This window comes from Bradyrhizobium sp. USDA 4452, from assembly GCF_054063575.1.
The window spans coordinates 4176621-4196844 of the sequence record NZ_JBSSGK010000001.1; the positions used below are offsets into that span (position 1 = coordinate 4176621).

The window sequence follows — 20224 nt, forward strand, 5'->3', positions numbered from 1 at the left end:
CCGATGCGCGCCGACGCGGATTTGTTCCATCGAAATTTGCATGGGCCTATGGCCGGGCGCGCAAGGAACCCGAAGCGCGCCGCCGTTTCATTTGGCTATTACTTACTGAAAACTTACCGTCAGCCGTTTAATCAGTATAAGTAAGTATGCTGATCGTTAAAAATTGGTTAATGCACAAGATTACGGAACCTCGATTGAATACCCCAAGGCGGTAACAAGATATTTCAACCGGAGACAATCAGGATTTACTGCCCAATTCGTGCCTCATTGCGAAACCAAACGGCCTTGGTCAACGAAGGGACGGGGGTTCCACTTGCCACGTTAGTGGCAATACTGTCTGAGGGTCTTATCAATGCTGAATATCAAGAAGGCGGCGGGCAATGTGACCCGCTCGCGTACGGCGCTTGCGTTTGTAGCCGCAACTATTCTGGTCGGGGGCAGCGTGACGGAGGCGTCCGCGAAGTCCAGGCACCACCATCATCGCCATCATCATCATCAGGCTCGCGCCGAAGGTTCGTCCTGGCGCGACGCCAATGCATCGGTCCAGCCGTCCGGCGGCCACTCATTCTCGGGGATGGCCTCGTTCTACGGCAATGAGTCGGGCAGCCGCACCGCTTCCGGCCAGCGCTTCAATCAGAACGCCATGACCGCCGCCCACCGCTCGCTGCCGTTCGGCACCAGGCTCCGCGTCACCCATGGCGGCCGCAGCGTCGTCGTCACCATCAACGATCGCGGCCCGTTCGTCCGCGGCCGCGTGCTCGACCTCTCGACCGGCGCAGCCCGGGCCATCGGCCTGACCGGCCGCGGCGTCGGCCGCGTCACCGCCGAGGTCGTCTCGTAAGCGCTTCAGTAAGCGTTGCGTTGCGTATCGGCCGCGAGGCCTGCCTCGCGCCAAAGGCCTGCCGTCGCAAATGACGGCAGGCTTTTTCTTTGGTGGCTCGCCTACAGGAAGCTCTGCGGATCGACGTCGACCTCGAGCTTCAGATTGCCCTTGGTCTTGGGACCCGCCTCCAGCCATTCGCGCAGATATTGCGACAGGTCGACATTGCGCAGCGACTTCACCAGCAGGCGGAAGCGGTAGCGGCCCTTGATGACGGCAAGCGGCGCCTCGGCGGGGCCGAGCACCTGGATGCGCTCGTCGAGCGGCGCCACCGCCGCAAGCTTGCGTGCGAAGCCCTCCGCCGTCGGCCGATCGCCGGCGGAGACGATCAGGCTCGCCAGCCGGCCGAACGGCGGATAGCCGGTGCGCTCGCGGATATCGATCTCGCTGGCGTAGAACGCCTCGCGGTCGTTGGCGATCAAGGCCTTGATGACCGGATGCTCCGGCTGATGGGTCTGCAGATAGCCGACGCCGCGGCCCTGCTCACGGCCGGCACGGCCGACCACCTGGTTCAAGAGCTGGAACGTCCGCTCGGCGGCGCGCGGATCGCCGTTGCTGAGGCCGAGATCGGCATCGATGACGCCGACCAGGTTGAGCCGCGGGAAGTTGTGCCCCTTGGCCACCAGCTGGGTGCCGATGATGATGTCGACGCGCCCCTCGGCGATCTCGTTGAGCTCGCTGCGCATGGTCTCGATCGAGGTGATGAGGTCGCTCGACAGCACCATCGTGCGGGCCTCGGGAAAGATACTCGCGGCCTCCTCCTGCAGGCGCTCGACGCCGGGGCCGACCGCAGCCAGCGATTCCTCGGCGGCGCAATGCGGGCAGATGTTCGGCCGCGGCATCGAGAAGCCGCAGTGATGACAGACCAGCCGCTGACGGAATCTGTGATCGACCAGCCAGGCGTCGCAGATCGTGCAGGCGAAGCGGTGGCCGCAGGCGCGGCAGAGCGTCAACGGCGCGTAGCCGCGGCGATTGAGGAACAGCAGCGCCTGCTCGCGGCGCTCGATCGCATGACGAATCTGCTCGGCCAGAATTGGCGAAATGAAGCGCCCGCGCGGCGGCGGCGCGCGGCGCATGTCGATCGCCTCGATATGCGGCATGTGCTGGCCGCCGAACCGTGACGGCAGCGCGACGCGCTGGTAGCGCCCCTTGCGCGCATTGACCTCGCTCTCGACCGAGGGCGTCGCCGACGCCAGCACGATCGGGATCTTTGCGATATGCGCGCGGACCACCGCCATGTCGCGCGCGTGATAATGCGCGCCGTCGTCCTGCTTGTAGGCCTGGTCATGCTCCTCATCGACAATGATGAGGCCGAGATCGGCATAGGGCAGGAACAGCGCAGAACGGGCGCCGACCACGACCGGCGCCTTGCCCTCGGAGATCGCCGCCCAGTTCCGCGCCCGCGTGCGCGGCGTGAGCTCCGAATGCCACTCCAGCGGCCGCACGCCGAAGCGCTGCGCGAAACGGTCGAGGAACTGGCCGGTCAGCGCGATCTCCGGCATCAGGATCAAGGTCTGCTTGCCGCGGCGGATATTCTCCGCGATCGCCTCGAAATAGACTTCGGTCTTGCCCGAACCGGTGACGCCGTCGAGCAGGGCGACGTGAAAGCTGCCGCTCGCCGCCAGCGTCCGCATCACATCGACCGCGCTGCGCTGCTCGCGCGAGAAATCCGGCTGCGCAAAGGCAGGATCAGGAATCGGAGGCGGCGCGGGCGGCGGCATCGCCTCGACCGTCAGCGTGCCCTCGTCGACCAGGCCATCGACCACGCCCGAGCTGACGCCGGCCTCCCGCGCCGCCTCCGACTTGCCGTGCAGCAAGCCATCCGACAGCACCTCGATCAGCCGCCGGCGCGCCGGCGTCAGGCGCTGCGGCGGCTCGCCGACCAGGCGCACCCCGAGCCGCATCCGCTCCGGCCCGAGGTTCTCGCCCATCCGCAACGTCATCCGCAGCACCATGCCGCGCGCCGACAACGTGTAATTGGAGACCCAGTCGACGAGCTGGCGCAGCTCCGCGCGGAGCGGCGGAACATCGAGCTTCTCGCTGACGTCCTTGAGCCGGTTGTGCAGCCGCGGATCCGGCCTGGCGTTCTCGGCCCACACCACAGCAACGACCTCGCGCGGTCCGAGCGGAACACAGATCACGTCGCCGGGCGCAAGCTCCATGCCGCGCGGCACGCGGTAGGAATAGGTCTGGTTCAGCGCGACAGGCACCAGCACGTCGACTACGCGTGTCGTCGATGCGGGGACGGGGCTGGGGCTCGTAGGGTGGTCCATTGAATCAGAAACCTTGAACCCGGTCGGGCTAGCACCGCTGCGCGGTCTTAGCGAACAGTAAACGAAGGCAGTGCGATATAATCAGGAGATTAGCAGCGCCAACAGCCCTCGAGACATGGCCAGAACCGATCAGCCCATCCCACCGCTCGAGCTCGACTGCGCCGACGTCACGGTCACGCAGGAGATGACGCGCTGGCTGGCGCATCTGCGCGCCGAGCGGCGGCTGTCGCCGAAGACGCTCGAGGCCTATGCCCGCGATGTACGGCAATGCCTGGTCTTCCTGGCCGGGCACTGGGGCGGGCGCGTGACGCTTGCGGCATTCTCCGCGCTCGAGGCCAGCGATGTCCGCGCCTTCATGGCGATGCGCCGCGCCGACGAGATCGGTGGGCGATCGCTGATGCGGGCGCTGGCGGGCCTGCGCTCGTTCGGACGTTTCCTGGAGCGCGAAGGCAAGGGCAAGGTCGGTGCGCTGTCGGCTATCCGCGCCCCCAAGGTGGCGAAGAGCCTGCCGAAGCCGATCCACATGGAAGCCGCGAAACGCTTTGCCGACGCCGACGAGCGCGCCGGCGAAACCCGCGAGACCTGGATCCTGGTGCGTGACGCCGCCGTGATGGCTCTGCTCTATGGCTCGGGTCTGCGCATCTCCGAGGCGCTGGGCCTGAAGCGCCGCGACGTGCCGAAGCCGGGCGAAGGCGACGTGCTTGTCGTCACCGGCAAGGGCAACAAGACCCGGATGGTGCCGGTGCTGCAGAACGTGCTGCAGTTGATCGCGGACTATGCGGCGATCTGTCCGCATCAGCTCAGCCCGACCGGGCCGATGTTCGTCGGCGCACGCGGCGGACCCTTGAGCCCGCGCATCATCCAGCTCACCATGGAGCGGCTGCGCGGCGCGCTCGGCCTGCCCGACAGCGCAACGCCGCATGCGCTGCGGCACTCCTTCGCCACGCATCTGCTGAGCCGCGGCGGCGATTTGCGCGCGATCCAGGAATTGCTCGGCCACGCATCGCTGTCGACCACGCAGATCTACACCGGCATCGACAGCGAGCGCCTCCTGGAAGTTTATCGCTCCGCGCATCCGCGCGGCTGAACGCCCGGACCTTAGTTCAAAATACGGCGCGGGGTTGGCACCAAGGCGCCGTTCATCTTGCGTCGTTCATATTCATACGGCTGCCACAAATCGCTCGGCACTTGCCTTGTGCGCCGCATTCGGCAATCGTGGCGCGGTCTCATCCGGAGGGGGAATCATGAGCGCACAGGAAAGTATGGAGCACGCGGAGCATGCCGAGCATGCGTCGGGCGAGAACAAGAAGATCGCGCTCCTGATTGCCGTGATCGCCCTCTGCCTGGCGCTGTCGGAAACGCTCGGCAAGGGCGCCCAGACCGAATCGATCAGCAAGAACGTCGAAGCCTCCAACCTCTGGGCCTTCTTCCAGGCCAAGAGCATCCGCCGCACCGCGGTGCAGACCGCAGCCGAGCAGGGCAAGCTGAACCTTGCGACCACCACCGACGAGGCGGCCAAGGCCGCGCTGCAGAAGCAGATCGACGACTGGCAGAAGACCGCGGCGCGCTACCGCTCGGAGCCGGAGACCGGCGAGGGTTCAGAGCAGCTCTCCGAACGCGCCAAGCACGCCGAGCACGAGCGCGACGAGGCCACCGCGAAATATCATCATTTCGAGCTTGCCTCCGCCGCTTTCCAGATCGCCATCGTGCTGGCTTCCGCGACCATCATCACCGGCATCGCCGCGCTGGCCTGGGTGTCCGGCCTGGTGACGCTCGCCGGCGTCGCGATGACCTTGCTCGGCCTGTTCCAGCCGCATCTGCTGCATCTGCATTGAGGCCCACAGCTCCGGCGCCGTCATCCTGAGAGGATGTGAGTCCTTGCATTTCCGTCATTGCGAGGAGCGATAGCGACGAAGCAATCCATCCGTCCGTTCTGCCGAGCTATGGATTGCTTCGCTTCGCTCGCAATGACGAGGATAGAACTATGCGCCCGTCATCCTGAGGTGCGAGCGAAGCGAGCCTCGAAGGATCGACGGCCACCAGCCGGGCTGTTCATCCTTCGAGACGCGCTACGCGCTCCTCAGAGTCAGACTCTCAGGATGACGAGACGAGGTCGTTGCTCAGAGGATCTTGCTGGTCTGGTGGACGCTTTTGCGGAAGCGCGCGATCAGGCGCAGCGTGCGTGCGGTCCAGCCGTCACCATCGCCCCTGATCATCTCGAGGATGCGCCGCTTGACCGGCTCGACCAGCGCGGTGGCCTTGGCGCGCAGCGCCATCACGAAGTTATAGAGCGCCTCGAACCAAGGCATCTCCAGCAGTTTCGAGCGCGTCACGTCGAACAGGAATGCGGTAACGCCGACGCCGACGATCTTGGCGAACAGGATCAGCGAGAACGCGCTGAACCAGTATTGATTCGCGAGCAGCCAGAGGCCGACCAGCTTGAGCGGAAACAGCGGGATCAGCGGCACCACGAAAACGATCAGCGTCATTGCCGGCGACAGCGCATCGACCCGTTCGGCAAGCCATTGCTTGAGCGCGCGCAGCGGGATCCACGCCACCACCCGGGCCACGATCGGCTCGACGTGATCCCATAGCCAGGCCTCGATCAGGAAGATGATCGCAAGCAGGACCCAGAACGGCTGAAGCAGACGGCGCAACATCACTGTGATCTCGACCCGGCTCGCACCGGGATGTTCGATCACATATGGATGGCGCGCTTGCCCACCGCAAGCGCGGCTTCCTTGATGGCTTCGGAGCGGGTCGGATGGGCGTGGCAGGTGCGCGCCAGATCCTCCGCCGAACCGCCGAATTCCATCAGGACGCAGGCTTCGTGGATCATTTCGCCGGCCTCAATGCCGATGATGTGCACGCCGAGCACCCGATCCGTCTTCGCATCTGCGAGAACCTTCACGAAGCCGTCGGTGGTCTGATTGACCTTGGAGCGGCCGTTCGCGGTGAACGGAAATTTGCCGACGGTATAAGCGACGCCGGCCTGCTTGAGATCTTCCTCGGTCTTGCCGACCGACGACACTTCCGGCGTGGTATACACAACGCCTGGGATGACGTCGTAGTTCACATGGCCGGCCTGGCCCGCGATGATCTCCGCGCAGGCAACGCCCTCGTCTTCCGCCTTGTGCGCCAGCATCGGCCCGGCCACGACGTCGCCGATCGCGTAGATGCCTTTCACATTGGTCGAGAAGTGCGCGTCGATCTCGACGCGGCCGCGATTGTCGAGCGCAACGCCGGCTTCCTTCAGCCCGAGGCCTTCGGTGTAGGGCACGCGGCCGATGCACACCAGCACGACGTCGGCTTCGATGGTTTCGGCAGCGCCCCCCGCGGCCGGCTCGACCTTGGCCTGAAGCGTCTTGCCCGAGGTGTCGACTGACGTGACCTTGGCGCCGAGCTTGAAGGTAAAGCCCTGCTTTTCCAGGATGCGCTGGAATTGCTTCGCCACCTCGCCGTCCATGCCGGGCAGGATGCGGTCGAGGAATTCCACCACGGTGACCTTGGCGCCGAGACGATGCCAGACCGAACCGAGCTCGAGCCCGATCACGCCGGCGCCGACGATCAGAAGGTTTGAGGGCACCTTCTCCAGCGACAGCGCGCCGGTCGACGACACGATGCGCTTCTCGTCGATGTCGATGCCCCTCAGCCGCGCGATGTCGGAGCCGGTGGCGATGACGATGTTCTTGGTCTCGACGGTCTCGGACTTGCCGTCGCCGGAGACCTCGACCTTGCCCGCACCGAGGATCTTGCCGGTGCCCTTGAGGACGTCGATCTTGTTCTTCTTCATCAGGAACTCGACGCCCTTGACGTTGCCGTCGATGCCCTGCTGCTTGAAGTTCATCATCGCCGGCAGGTCGAGCTTCGGCGCCGGGACGCTGACACCCATCTTGGCGAAGGAGTGTCCGGCTTCCTCGAACATCTCGGAGGCGTGCAGCAGCGCCTTTGACGGCATGCAGCCGACATTGAGGCAGGTGCCGCCCAGCGTCGCGTTCTTCTCGACGACGGCAACCTTCATGCCGAGCTGCGCCGCGCGGATCGCGCAGACGTAACCGCCGGGGCCGGTGCCGATGACGACGAGATCGTAAGAAGCCATGATTGAGATCCTGTAGCTAAACTCGGTGACAGTTGGGCGGGCGCGCGATCTAGTCGGAAGACCGCTTCCCGTTTGATCGTATTCTAGCGACCGCCCGACACGTCGAGGATCGCGCTGGTGACGTAGGAAGCCTCGTCCGAGATCAGCCAGACGATGGCGTTGGCGATTTCGTCCGCGGTGCCGACGCGCTTCATCGGCACCATATGGGCGAGCCGATGGGCGCGATCGGGCTCGCCGCCCGCGGCATGGATGTCGGTATCGATCAGTCCCGGCCGGATGCCGGCGACGCGAATGCCTTCACCGGCGACTTCGTAGCCGAGGCCGACCGTGAAGGAATCGATCGCCCCCTTGGAGGCGGCATAGTCGACATAGGTGTTGGGCGCGCCGAGCTTCGCCGCGACCGAGGAGAGGTTGACGATGACGCCACCCTGGCCGCCGTGCCTGGTCGACATCCGCTTCACCGCCTCGCGCGCGCACAAAATGCTGCCGGTGACGTTGACCGCCATCATCTGCTGGATGCGCTCGGCCGACATCTCGTCGACACGCACGCCGCTCTTGCCGACGATGCCGGCATTGTTGACGAGGGCGCCGAGCGTGCCGAAGGCATCCGCCGCCTTGAACAGCGCCAGGATGTCCTGTTCGCTGCCGATGTCGCACTTCACCGCGATCGCCTTGCCGTTCTTCGTCTCGATCGCGGCAACGACCTCGTTCGCCGCAGCCTGGTTTGTGGCGTAGCCGACCAGGACGCGATAGCCGCGCGCAGCAGCCGCGAGCGCGGTGGCGCGGCCGATGCCGCGGCTGCCGCCGGTGATGACAACGACTTTATCCGTCACAGCGATCCCCAAACGTAAGCACCCAACGAATCGCGACGCCCGAGCCGATCGGGCGCCGCGTGCGACTTGACCTTAGAGGTCCAGCACCAGGCGGGCCGGATCTTCCAGGCTCTCCTTGACGCGCACCAGGAAGGTGACCGCTTCCTTGCCGTCGATGACGCGGTGATCGTAGGACAGCGCCAGATACATCATCGGCCGCACCTCGATCTTGCCGCCGACCACCATCGGCCGCTCCTGGATCTTGTGCATGCCGAGGATGCCGGACTGCGGCGCGTTGAGGATCGGCGTCGACATCAGCGAGCCGTAGATGCCGCCATTGGTGATGGTGAAGGTGCCGCCCTGCATCTCGTCGATCTTGAGCTGACCGTCGCGGGCTCTACGGCCGTAATCGGCGATCGACTTCTCGATCTCGGCGATCGACTTGTGGTCGCAGTCGCGCACCACGGGCACCACCAGGCCCCGGTCGGTGCCGACCGCGACGCCGATGTGGTAGTAGTTCTTGTAGATCAGGTCGGAGCCGTCGATCTCGGCGTTGACGGCCGGAATGTCCTTCAGCCCCTGCACGACCGCCTTGGTGAAGAAGCCCATGAAGCCGAGCTTCGAGCCATGCTTCTTCTCGAACGTGTCCTTGTAGAGGGCGCGCAGCTTCATCACCTCGGTCATGTCGACCTCGTTGAAGGTGGTGAGCATCGCGGCGGTGTTCTGCACGTCCTTGAGGCGGCGCGCGATGGTCTGGCGCAGCCGGGTCATCTTGACGCGCTCCTCGCGCGCGGCATCGTCCGCTGGCGAGGGGCTGCGGACCTGCACGGCGGCAGCCGGCTGGTTGACCGGGGTCGGCGCCGAGGCGGCCTTCTCGATCGCGGCCAGCATGTCGCCCTTGGTCACGCGGCCGTCCTTGCCCGAGCCCGGAACGGTGGAAGCGTCGACGCCGCTTTCGGCGGACAGCTTGCGCACCGAAGGCGCCAGCGGCGCATCCGCCGGCGGCACTTTGGGCGCGGCAGGCGCGGGAGCGGCGGCAGGAGCCGCAGCAGCCGGGGCGGCAGCCTTGGCAGGCGCGGCGGCGGCAGCCGGCTTGGCCGGCGCCGCGCCGTCATTGATCTGGCCGAGCAGCGCGCCGACGGCGACGGTCTCGCCATCCTTGGCGATGATCTCGCCGAGCGTGCCGGCGACCGGCGCGGGCACCTCGATGGTGACCTTGTCGGTCTCCAGCTCCACCAACGGCTCGTCCACCGCGACGGCTTCACCGGCCTTCTTGAACCAGCGGCCGATCGTGGCCTCAGTCACGGATTCACCGAGCGTTGGAACGCGAATTTCAGTCATGATCTTTTCCTCGATAACCTTGCGGTCGCAAAATTTGGCAGTCACAAACCTGGTCCGCCACCGTCCGCCAAAGCGAACGACCCGGTACTCCGAGACGACAGCGGTGAGGCTGGATGACGCGGGATACCGGATGCCCCGCTCCAGTGCGCAGTTGCGCACAGAGCGGGGCATGGCTTCAGTGAAGGCCGTTAGTTCAGTGCGTCGTCGAGCAGCGCCTTGAGCTGCGCCAGGTGTTTCGACATCAAGCCGGTGGCGGTCGCCGCCGATGCCGGACGGCCGGCATAGCGCGGACGCTTGTTGGCTGCGTTGGCCTGGTTCAGCACCCATTCCAGATAGGGCTCGATGAAGTGCCAGGAACCCATGTTACGGGGCTCTTCCTGGCACCAGACCACCTCGGCACGCTTGAAGCGGCTGAGCTCCTGCACCAGCGCCTTTAGCGGCACCGGATACAGCTGCTCGATGCGCATCAGATAGATGTCGTCGATGCCGCGCTTCTCGCGCTCCTCGTACAGGTCGTAGTAGACCTTGCCGGAGCACAGCACGACGCGACGGATCTTGTCGTCGGGCACCAGCTTGATCTTCTCGTCCGGCAGCATCTGCGCGTCATCGTACAGGATGCGGTGGAAGGTGGCGTTCTTGCCGAGCTCGTCGAGCCGCGACACGGCGCGCTTGTGACGCAGCAGCGACTTCGGCGTCATCAGGATCAGTGGCTTGCGGATTTCGCGATGCAGCTGGCGCCGCAACACGTGGAAGTAGTTTGCCGGCGTGGTCGGATTGACCACCTGCATGTTGTCCTCGGCGCACATCTGCAAATAACGCTCGAGGCGCGCGGAGGAGTGCTCCGGTCCCTGCCCCTCGTAGCCATGCGGCAGCAGGCAGACGAGGCCCGACATGCGCAGCCATTTGCGTTCGCCCGAGGAGATGAACTGGTCGAACACCACCTGCGCACCGTTGGCGAAGTCGCCGAACTGGGCTTCCCAGAGCGTCAGCGCATTCGGCTCGGCGAGCGAGTAGCCGTACTCGAAGCCGAGCACCGCCTCTTCCGACAGCAGCGAGTTGATGACCTCGTAATGGCCGGTATCCTCGCCGCCGAGATGGTTGAACGGCGTGTAGCGGCTCTCGTCCTCCTGATCGATCAGGACCGAATGGCGCTGCGAGAACGTGCCGCGCTCGGAATCCTGGCCCGACAGGCGCACATGATGGCCCTCCTGCAACAGCGTGCAGAACGCCAGCGCCTCGCCGGTCGCCCAGTCGATGCCGACACCGGTGTCGATCGCCTTGGCGCGGTTGTCGAGGAAGCGCTGAATGGTGCGGTGGGCGCGGAAGCCGTCCGGCACCTTGGTGATCTTGCGGCCGATCTCCTTGAGCACCGCGACATCGACACCGGTGACGCCACGGCGGGCGTCCTCTTCCTGATCGGCCGACTTGAAGCCGGCCCATTTGCCGTCGAGCCAGTCGGCCTTGTTCGGCTTGTAGCCCGAGCCGGCTTCGAGCTCGGCATCGAGCCGGGCGCGCCAGTCGGCCTTGGCCTTCTCGACCTCGCCCTCGGTCAAGACGCCATCGGCGACCAGCCGCTTGGCGTAGATCTCGAGCGTCGACGGATGCGAGGCAATCTTCTTGTACATCACCGGCTGGGTGAACGCCGGCTCGTCGCCCTCGTTGTGGCCGTGACGCCGGTAGCAGAACATGTCGATGACGACCGGCTTGTGGAATTTCTGCCGGAACTCGATCGCGACCTTGGCCGCGAACACCACGGCCTCCGGATCGTCGCCATTGACGTGGAAGATCGGCGCGTCGATCATCTTCGCGACGTCGGACGGATAAGGCGACGAGCGCGAGTAGCGCGGATAGGTGGTGAAGCCGATCTGGTTGTTGACGATGAAGTGCAGCGAGCCGCCGGTGCGGTAGCCCTTCAGGTCGGACAGGCTGAAGCATTCCGCCACCACGCCCTGGCCCGCGAACGCCGCGTCGCCGTGCATCAAAAGCGGCAGCACCGAGATGCGCATGTCAGGCGGATCGCCGTGCTGATCCTGCTTGGCGCGCACCTTGCCCATCACGACCGGATCGACGATCTCGAGATGCGAGGGGTTCGCGGTCAGTGACAGATGAATGTTGTTGCCGTCGAACTCGCGGTCCGAGGAGGCGCCGAGGTGATACTTGACGTCGCCGGAGCCTTCGACCGAGTCCGGATTGGCCGAACCACCCTTGAATTCATGGAACAGCGCGCGGTGCGGCTTGCCCATCACCTGGGTCAGCACGTTGAGGCGGCCGCGATGCGGCATGCCGACCACGATCTCCTTCACGCCGAGATTGCCGCCGCGCTTGATGATCTGTTCGAGCGCCGGGATCAGCGATTCGCCGCCGTCGAGGCCGAAGCGTTTGGTGCCGGTGAACTTGGTGTCGCAGAACTTCTCGAAGCCGTCGGCCTCGATCAGCTTGTTGAGGATCGCGCGACGGCCCTCGGGCGTGAAGCTGATCTCCTTGTCCGGGCCCTCGATGCGCTCCTGGATCCACGCCTTCTGCGCGGCATTGGAGATGTGCATGAACTCGACGCCGAGGGTCTGGCAGTAGGTGCGCTCGCAGATCTGGACGATCTCGCGCAGCGTGCCGTATTCGAGGCCGAGCACGTGGTCGAGGAAGATCTTGCGATCGAAGTCGGCCTCGCTGAAGCCGTAGGAGCGCGGATCGAGCTCCTCGCGGTCGCGCGGCGCCTCGATGCCGAGCGGATCGAGCTTGGCGTGGAAATGGCCGCGCATGCGATAGGCGCGGATCAGCATCAGCGCGCGAACCGAATCGCGGGTGGCCTGGTGCACGTCGGCGTCGGACAGTTCGGCGCCCTTGGCCTGTGCCTTGGCCGCGAGCTTGGTGCCAACCGCCTTCTCGACCTGGGCCCAGTTGCCGTCGAGCGCCGAGGTCAGCTCGTCACGCGGCGTCACCGGCCAGTTGTCGCGGCCCCACGAGGCGCCCTCGGCATTCTTCTGGACGTCGGCCGGGGCGTCCTTCAGGCTCTTGAAGAAATCCTGCCATTCGGCGTCAACCGACGCTGGGTCCTGCTCGTAGCGGGCGTAGAGGTCGTCGATATAGGCGGCGTTGGTGCCCTGCAGGAATGATGAGAGAGCAAAAGCAGCATTCGCGTCTTGGCGAGACATGGGGCAGTCCTGGTGATTTTTTCGGTTCGCGCGTAGGAGACGGCGCTGGCGCCGGTCTGGAAGTGCGCCGGCTGGATAGATACCCTTTACCCTATCTAGGTCGGATATTCCTGCCTAAAAGAACCAAGAAATGAATTAATTTTCATATTTTATTGATCAACATTCTCGCGGCAAAACGCAACAAATAAGCGGGTTCCCCAAGGAGAACCCGCCCAAAATTCCGCTAAAATCCGAAGGGAACCTGGCCTGACGGAGGTTACTTCAGCATCTCGGCGAGCGTGTGCCCGAGCCGCGCTGGCGACGGCGACACCTTGATGCCGGCGGCTTCCATCGCCGCCGTCTTGGAACCGGCGTCGCCCTTGCCGCCGGAGATGATCGCACCGGCATGACCCATGCGGCGGCCGGGAGGTGCGGTAACACCAGCGATGAACCCAACCATCGGCTTCTTGCGGCCGCGCTTGGCTTCGTCCTTGAGGAATTGGGCGGCATCCTCTTCGGCGGAGCCGCCGATCTCGCCGATCATGACGATCGACTTGGTGTTCTCGTCGGCCAGGAACATCTCCAGCACGTCGATGAACTCGGTGCCCTTGACCGGATCGCCACCGATGCCGACCGCAGTGGTCTGGCCGAGGCCCTCCTGAGTAGTCTGGAAAACCGCCTCATAGGTCAGGGTGCCGGAGCGCGAGACGATGCCGACCGAGCCGGGCTTGAAGATGTTGGCCGGCATGATGCCGATCTTGCACTCGCCGGCGGTCATCACGCCGGGGCAGTTCGGCCCGATCAGCCGCGACTTCGAACCCGACAGCGAGCGCTTGACGCGCACCATGTCGAGCACCGGAATGCCCTCGGTGATGCAGACGATCAGGGGGATCTCCGCATCGATCGCCTCGCAGATCGCGTCCGCCGCGCCCGGCGGCGGGACATAGACCACGCTGGCGTCGGCGCCGGTCTTGGCGCGCGCGTCCGCGACGGTGTCGAACACCGGCAGGTTGAGATGGGTCGAGCCACCTTTGCCCGGCGCCACGCCGCCGACCATCTTGGTGCCGTAAGCGATCGCCGCTTCCGAATGGAACGTGCCGTTCTTGCCGGTGAAGCCCTGGCAGATGACCTTGGTGTTCTTGTCGATCAGAATGGACATGGGATGCTTTCGCGAGACGAGAAGGGTTTAGTGGATACGCCGGTACACGCCGGTGAGCACGTCGGCCCACCCTTCCGCGTCAGGCGAGAACTGGATTTTCATGTTGTAGGTGTTGTCGTCGACGACCTCGTAGACGTGACGGGCATTGCCGCGCAGCGAACCGCGCACCAGGATCAGCGACTTGCCGGCCCAGCCGCCGGACGCCGGCGACGGCGGGTAGTAGCCGAGCGAGTCGTGCCAGAACAATTTGTAGGCGCGATCCTCGCGGTCGTAGGTGAAGACGCCGTGGGTCGCGAAGCTCTCCTTGCCGTCGCGCCTCTGCACGCTGTCCTGGATCAGGTAGAAACCGTTCAGTGCGATGCGCGCTGTGACATGCGAGGTGGCTGGACCGCCCGCGGTCCAGCGCGAGGGATAGACCACCTCTTCGCCGTTCCACTCTCCCGCGAAAACCGCGAGCTTGCGGTGTTCGTCCAGCGGGGTCGGAGCGTCGAGATGATCGGCCATCGCTAGCCTCCCTTGACGGCTTTCACGATCTTCTGTGCGGCATCATCGAGATTGTCGGCGGCGAGAACATTGAGACCGCTGTCGCGAATGATCTTCTTGCCGAGCTCGACATTGGTGCCTTCGAGGCGCACCACGAGCGGCACCTTGAGGCCGACCTGCTTCACCGCGGCGACCACGCCCTCGGCGATCACGTCGCACTTCATGATGCCGCCGAAGATGTTGACCAAAATGCCCTTCACGTTCGGATCGGCGGTGATGATCTTGAACGCAGCTGCGACCTTCTCGACGCTGGCGCCGCCGCCGACGTCGAGGAAGTTCGCCGGCTCCATGCCGTAGAGCTTGATGATGTCCATCGTCGCCATGGCGAGGCCGGCGCCGTTGACCATGCAGCCGATCGTGCCGTCGAGCGCGACATAATTGAGGTCATATTTCGACGCCTCGATCTCCTTGGCGTCTTCCTCGGTCTCGTCGCGCAGCGCGACCACGTCGGGATGGCGGTACAGCGCGTTGCTGTCGAACGACACCTTGGCGTCGAGCACACGGAGCTGGCTCTGTTTGGTGACGACCAGCGGATTGATCTCGAGCATCGCCATGTCCTTGGCGACGAAGGCGTTATAGAGCTGACCGGTCAGCTTCTCGGCCTGCTTGGCCAGATCGCCCTTCAGCTTCAGCGCCTCGGCGACGGTGCGGCCGTGGTGGGGCATGATGCCGGTGGCGGGATCGACCGAGAACGAGACGATCTTTTCCGGCGTCGAATGCGCGACGTCCTCGATGTTGACGCCGCCTTCGGTCGACACCACGAAGGAAACTTCGGAGGTCTCGCGATTGACCAGGAGCGAGAGATAGAACTCCTTGTCGATGTCGGAGCCTTCCTCGATGTAGAGGCGGTTGACCTGCTTGCCGTGCGGGCCGGTCTGCACCGTGACTAAGGTCGCGCCAAGCATCTGCTTGGCGAATTCGTCGACCTCGGCCACCGACTTGGCGATGCGGACACCGCCCTTGTCGCCGGCGGATGCCTCCTTGAACTTGCCCTTGCCGCGGCCGCCGGCATGGATCTGGCTCTTCACCACCCAGATCGGACCGGGGAGCTGCTTGGCCGCCGCGTCGGCATCTTCCGGCTTCAGCACCGGCACCCCGCGCGAGATCGGCACGCCGAATTCATGCAGCAGTGCCTTGGCCTGGTATTCGTGGATATTCATGGAAAGACGCTCCCAAACCCTCGTGCGGCGAACTTCACGTCACCCCTAGTTCTGGCATACCACATACCAAGACTCGCGCAACTACAAAATTCGTCGGAATTTCATCACCTTGCGCCCGACAGGCGATTGAAATCGTCTATCGGGCCATTGCCGATCGAGATTACTTGCCGAGCAGATCGGGCGCGATCTTCTTGCAGGCGTCGACCAGGCCCTGCACCGCGCCGACCGACTTGTCGAAGGCTTCACGGTCCTTGCCGGCGAGCTCGATCTCGACGATGCGCTCGACGCCCTTGGAGCCGATCACGGTGGGGACGCCGACATACATGTCCTTCACGCCGTACTCGCCGTTGAGATAGGCGGCGCAGGGCAGTACGCGCTTCTTGTCCTTCAGATAGCTCTCGGCCATCGCGATCGCGGACGCCGCCGGCGCGTAGAAGGCCGAGCCGGTCTTGAGCAGATTGACGATCTCGGCGCCGCCGTTGCGGGTGCGGTCGACGATCTCGTCGATGCGGGTCTGCGAGGTCCAGCCCATCTTGACGAGGTCGGGCAGCGGAATGCCGGCGACGGTCGAGTAGCGGGTCAGCGGCACCATGGTGTCGCCGTGGCCGCCGAGCACGAAGGCGGTCACGTCCTCGACCGAGACGTTGAATTCGTCGGCCAGGAAATAGCGGAAGCGTGCGGAGTCGAGCACGCCGGCCATGCCGACGACCTTCTTGTGCGGCAGGCCGGACGCCTTCTGCAGCGCCCAGACCATCGCATCCAGCGGGTTGGTGATGCAGATGACGAAGGCGTCGGGCGCGTACTTCTTGATGCCGGCGCCGACCTGCTCCATGACCTTGAGGTTGATCGACAGCAGATCGTCGCGGCTCATGCCGGGCTTGCGCGGCACGCCGGCGGTGACGATGCAGACCTTGGCGCCGTCGAGCGCTTCATAGGAGTTGGCGCCGACCAGGTTGGAGTCGAAGCCGTCGACCGGCGACGACTGCGCGATGTCGAGCGCCTTGCCCTGCGGCACGCCCTCGGCGATGTCGAACAGCACGACGTCTCCGAGTTCCTTGAGGCCGACGAGGTGCGCCAGCGTTCCGCCGATCTGTCCGGAGCCAATCAGAGCAATCTTGTCGCGTGCCATGGGAAATCAGTCCTTTGAACTGGTGCAGGAGGGAGGGAAGTCGGTTGCAAGGGTGGTTATCCCTTTCGAATGATCCATTCAAGTCGCGGCCTGCCCGATTGCCGGCCGTGCCTGCAATTCGATCAGGCATGCCAGCAACATCCGCCCGGAGACACGAAAAGTTGCTCCGAACCGGACTGCACGCAAGACCGAATATGAGGGCCGAATTTCACGGTTGAACTTCAGGTCTCGACCAGACCGGTCGACGAGCCGCTGGCCGAGGAGTCCTTGCGGCCGTGCGGCAGCGCCAAATAGGATTCCGAGCTCATCTCGATCAGGCGCGAGGCCGTGCGCTTGAACTCCATCGCCTCGATGCCGTCGGTCGCAAGGTACAGCGACACCGGATCGGCCTCGGCCGAGGCCATCAGCTTCACCGCATTGTCATAGAGCGTGTCGATCAACGAGATGAAGCGCTTGGCGGCGTTGCGCTCGGCGTAATCCATCACCGGAATATGGTCGATCAGGATCGTGTGGTAGTCGTGCGCCAGCCTGAGGTAATCGGACGCGGCGAGCGGCTTCTCGCAGATATCGGCGAAGCTGAAGCGCGCGACGCCATGCGACGAGCACGGCACTGTCAGCAAACGCTTTTTGATTTCGATAAGGCGCGCCTTGCACGGCGCGTTGCCGGTCATCTTGCGCCACGCCGCGCTGAGCACATCGCGAGCCGCGTCATCGGCGGGCACCAGCCACATCTTCACGCCGGCGAGCTTCTCGAGCCGGAAGTCGGTGCGTGCATCGAGCCGCAGCACATCCATGTGGTCGGAGATCTGCGCGATGAACGGCAGGAACAGCGCGCGATTGAGACCGCCCTTGTAGAGATCGTCAGGCGCGACGTTCGAGGTCGCGACCACGACGGTGCCGAGATCGAACAGCTTTGCGAACAGCCGTCCGAGGATCATCGCATCCGCGATGTCGGTGACGTGGAATTCGTCGAAGCAGAGCAGCCAGGCTTCGTCGAAGATCGCCTGCGCGGTGAGCGCGATCACATCGCCGTCGGCGATCTCGCCGCGCGCGATCTGCTGGCGGTAGCCGTAGATGCGCTCATGCGCTTCGGCCATGAATTCGTGGAAGTGCGCGCGGCGCTTGTGCTCGACCGGGCTCTGCTGGAAGAACAGGTCCATCAGCATGGTCTTGCCGCGGCCGACCTCGCCATGGACGTAGAGCCCGCGCGGCGGCTTGTCGTCCCCGTTGCCGCCGAACAGCCGCCCGAACAGACCCTGCTTGCGCGGCGGCTTGTAGCTCGCGAGCCGCTCATCGAGTGCGCCGAATGCATCGGCGGCGCGGGCTTGCGCGGGATCGGCCTCGATCGCACCGGAGGCGACCAGGGACTTGTAGTGTTCGAGGAAGGAACTCGGCGAGGCGGACAGCATGAGCCCACCTTACGGCCCTAGTGCGCGGCAAATTGCAAGCCGTGAATTGTGCCAATGGGGTATGCAAGCGCAAGCCCTTGCACACCCCGGCCTACCGCACGACCTCGCCGGGCCGGGAAGCGCGATCTCGCCGCGATCTCCGATGCCTTACGCGCAAAGCTCGTAGGAATCCTCGACCACATAGGGGCCGCCACCGGTCGACGCGCGCGACGAGAACAGCACGAAGCGGTCCGCCATGAAGCTGCGGCTCGGGAAGTAGCCGCGCACCGACAGATAATCCGCGACGTCCTGACTCGATGCGTCATGCAGACGCGCGAGCGTGACATGGGGCGTGAATTTCCTGCCCTCGGGATTGAGCCCCATCCGCTGCATCATCCGCTCGAGCTCGGCCTGCAGTTCGATCAGCGGCCGACTGGGCTCGACGGCGGCAACCACCGCGCGCGGCTTGCGTCCACCGAAGCTCGACAGGCCCTGCAGTTTGACCTCGAACGGTTTTCGGTTCACCCGAAACAGCATCGTCGCGATCTCGTTGGCCCAGATGCCGTCGATATCGCCGATGAAGCGCAGAGTGACGTGATAATTTTCGGGATCGATCCAGCGTGCGCCGGGAAGGCCGCCACGCAAATTGGAAAGTGTCTGGCCGATCTCGGCCGGAATTTCCAGTCCAGTGAACAGACGCGGCATCGCAATAATCCTCGATGCTTGGCGCGGGTTTTGGGAGCCCGCACCCCATAACAGCCCGGTGACGAATCACCGATGCCTATTTGTACCCGAGATATGTGACTCTGCGAAGCATGACCCGTTAACAGCTCGTAAACCTACGGACACGACACGGCTCGCTGCCTGCGTTTCAACTGCGTTGCCCTGATAATGCGCCGAGAAATGCCTCCACCGTGGGCAGGATGTTCTTGACGACGATGTCCACACCTTCGGCCGTCGGATGCATGCCGTCGGCCTGATTGATCTTCGGATTAGCAGCAACGCCGTCGAGAAAGAACGGGTACAGCGGCACGCCAAGCGATTTCGACAGATCCGGATAGATCGCGTTGAACTTCGCTGCATACTCGCTGCCATAGTTCGGTGGCGCGAGCATGCCGCACAAGAGCACGGCGATCTTGCGGGCCTGCAACTTTGTGATGATGTCGGTGAGCGCGGCACGCGTGACCGCGGGATCGATGCCGCGCAAGGCATCGTTGGCGCCGAGCTCGACGATCACGGCGTCGGTTCCCTCGGCCACCGACCAGTCGAGCCGCTCGCGCCCCCCTGAGGCGGTGTCGCCGGACACCCCGGCATTGGTCATATCAACCTTTATCCCCTTGTCTTCCAAAGCTTTTTGCAGCCGGACCGGAAATGCCGCCGCGGCCGGAAGGCCGTAACCGGCGCTCAGGGAATCGCCCAGAACCACTATTCTGATCGGTTTCGCCGAACCCTGCGCCGGGGCATTCTCCGGTGCTGGCATCTGCGCACTTGCCGCCGTCATCAAGCCCATAAGCAACACGAGTATGTGCACGACAATTTTCAACCGGCCCTCGACCGCAGCTGCGGAAGTGCCATATGACCGAGCCATGGACAGTCTCATCGAATCCTCTTCATTGACCGGCGTCGAGCCGGACACCATTGCCGTCAGGAACGTCAATCTCTCGCTCGGCACCGGTGCGGCACGGGTTCATATCCTCAAAGATATCAGCCTTCGTGTGGCAGCGGGTGAGGCGATCGGCCTGATCGGCCCGTCGGGCTCGGGCAAGTCGACCTTGCTGATGGTGATGGCGGGGCTTGAACGTCCTGACAGCGGAGAAGTGGTCGTCGACGGCACGTCGTTCAATGCCCTCGACGAAGATGAGCTGGCGCGCTTCCGCGGTCGCCAGGTCGGCATCGTGTTCCAGTCGTTCCATCTGATCCCGACCATGACGGCGCTGGAGAACGTCGCCGTGCCGCTCGAGCTCGCCGGCAATCCCGATGCCGCCGCGCGCGCTGCGCAGGAGCTGCAATCGGTCGGGCTCGGCGAACGGCTGCATCACTATCCGACGCAGCTTTCCGGCGGCGAGCAGCAGCGCGTCGCGATCGCGCGTGCGCTCGCGCCCGATCCCGCGATCCTGGTCGCCGACGAGCCGACCGGGAATCTCGACGAGACGACGGGAAAGCAGATCGTCGACCTGCTGTTCGCCAAGCACGCCGAGCGCGGCATGACGCTGGTGCTGGTGACGCATGATCTCGCGCTCGCGCAGCGCTGCGATCGTGTGGTGCGGCTGCGCTCCGGCCGCATCGACGGGCAGTCAACTACATGAGCTTTG

General features: G+C 64.6%; 17 protein-coding genes. 4 read left to right on the top strand and 13 right to left on the bottom strand.

All coding sequences use genetic code 11. From position 1 onward, the window contains the following. Positions 1-352: 352 nt before the first annotated feature. Positions 353-841: a septal ring lytic transglycosylase RlpA family protein gene (locus ACVISU_RS20015; RefSeq protein ID WP_456708061.1), complete on the top strand. Its 489-nt coding sequence runs from the start codon at positions 353-355 to the stop codon at positions 839-841. Positions 842-942: 101 nt separating this feature from the next. Here ACVISU_RS20015 and ACVISU_RS20020 read toward each other — a convergent pair whose 3' ends face one another. After that, positions 943-3153, bottom strand: a complete 2211-nt coding sequence (locus ACVISU_RS20020; RefSeq protein ID WP_456708062.1) for a primosomal protein N' — start codon at positions 3151-3153, stop codon at positions 943-945. Positions 3154-3268: 115 nt separating this feature from the next. Here ACVISU_RS20020 and ACVISU_RS20025 point away from each other — a divergent pair, with 115 nt between their 5' ends. Then, positions 3269-4240, top strand: coding sequence for a tyrosine recombinase XerC (locus ACVISU_RS20025; protein WP_456708063.1), 972 nt, complete (start codon positions 3269-3271; stop codon positions 4238-4240). A gap of 157 nt (positions 4241-4397) precedes the next feature. Continuing rightward, the gene (locus ACVISU_RS20030; protein ID WP_050400875.1) at positions 4398-4988 is read left to right on the top strand and encodes a DUF4337 domain-containing protein; all 591 of its coding nucleotides are present in this window, start codon (positions 4398-4400) and stop codon (positions 4986-4988) included. A gap of 285 nt (positions 4989-5273) precedes the next feature. On the opposite strand, the gene ACVISU_RS20035 is transcribed toward ACVISU_RS20030, so the two are convergent. The 12 genes from ACVISU_RS20035 to ACVISU_RS20090 form a co-directional block, all read right to left on the bottom strand. Beyond that, positions 5274-5813 carry a hypothetical protein gene (locus tag ACVISU_RS20035; protein WP_456708064.1) on the bottom strand — a complete coding sequence of 180 codons (540 nt, stop codon included), beginning with the start codon at positions 5811-5813 and terminating at the stop codon, positions 5274-5276. A 38-nt stretch (positions 5814-5851) separates the two neighbouring features. Beyond that, entirely contained in the window at positions 5852-7252 is a 1401-nt protein-coding gene (gene lpdA, locus ACVISU_RS20040; protein ID WP_456708065.1) for a dihydrolipoyl dehydrogenase, read from the bottom strand. An 83-nt stretch (positions 7253-7335) separates the two neighbouring features. Further along, positions 7336-8085: an SDR family oxidoreductase gene (locus ACVISU_RS20045; RefSeq protein ID WP_456708066.1), complete on the bottom strand. Its 750-nt coding sequence runs from the start codon at positions 8083-8085 to the stop codon at positions 7336-7338. A 72-nt stretch (positions 8086-8157) separates the two neighbouring features. Further along, positions 8158-9405, bottom strand: a complete 1248-nt coding sequence (gene odhB, locus ACVISU_RS20050; protein ID WP_050400902.1) for a 2-oxoglutarate dehydrogenase complex dihydrolipoyllysine-residue succinyltransferase — start codon at positions 9403-9405, stop codon at positions 8158-8160. 188 nt (positions 9406-9593) lie between these two features. Further along, positions 9594-12554 (bottom strand): 2-oxoglutarate dehydrogenase E1 component, encoded by a 2961-nt coding sequence (locus tag ACVISU_RS20055; RefSeq protein WP_050400877.1) that lies wholly within the window; start codon positions 12552-12554, stop codon positions 9594-9596. Between the two features lie 256 nt (positions 12555-12810). Then, on the bottom strand, positions 12811-13692 hold the full coding sequence (sucD, locus tag ACVISU_RS20060) for a succinate--CoA ligase subunit alpha (RefSeq protein ID WP_050400878.1): 882 nt from the start codon (positions 13690-13692) through the stop codon (positions 12811-12813). A gap of 27 nt (positions 13693-13719) precedes the next feature. Beyond that, positions 13720-14196, bottom strand: coding sequence for a DUF1579 family protein (locus ACVISU_RS20065; RefSeq protein WP_050400879.1), 477 nt, complete (start codon positions 14194-14196; stop codon positions 13720-13722). Between the two features lie 2 nt (positions 14197-14198). Then, positions 14199-15395, bottom strand: coding sequence for an ADP-forming succinate--CoA ligase subunit beta (gene sucC / locus ACVISU_RS20070; RefSeq protein WP_050400880.1), 1197 nt, complete (start codon positions 15393-15395; stop codon positions 14199-14201). A 160-nt stretch (positions 15396-15555) separates the two neighbouring features. Then, positions 15556-16524 carry a malate dehydrogenase gene (gene mdh, locus ACVISU_RS20075; protein ID WP_456708067.1) on the bottom strand — a complete coding sequence of 323 codons (969 nt, stop codon included), beginning with the start codon at positions 16522-16524 and terminating at the stop codon, positions 15556-15558. A 221-nt stretch (positions 16525-16745) separates the two neighbouring features. Next, positions 16746-17933 carry a cell division protein ZapE gene (zapE, locus tag ACVISU_RS20080; protein ID WP_456708068.1) on the bottom strand — a complete coding sequence of 396 codons (1188 nt, stop codon included), beginning with the start codon at positions 17931-17933 and terminating at the stop codon, positions 16746-16748. 147 nt (positions 17934-18080) lie between these two features. Next, positions 18081-18617: an RNA 2',3'-cyclic phosphodiesterase gene (thpR, locus tag ACVISU_RS20085; protein ID WP_050400883.1), complete on the bottom strand. Its 537-nt coding sequence runs from the start codon at positions 18615-18617 to the stop codon at positions 18081-18083. A gap of 166 nt (positions 18618-18783) precedes the next feature. Then, the gene (locus ACVISU_RS20090; protein WP_456710865.1) at positions 18784-19443 is read right to left on the bottom strand and encodes an arylesterase; all 660 of its coding nucleotides are present in this window, start codon (positions 19441-19443) and stop codon (positions 18784-18786) included. 55 nt (positions 19444-19498) lie between these two features. Here ACVISU_RS20090 and ACVISU_RS20095 point away from each other — a divergent pair, with 55 nt between their 5' ends. Beyond that, positions 19499-20218, top strand: a complete 720-nt coding sequence (locus ACVISU_RS20095) for an ABC transporter ATP-binding protein (protein ID WP_456708069.1) — start codon at positions 19499-19501, stop codon at positions 20216-20218. Positions 20219-20224 lie beyond the last annotated feature (6 nt).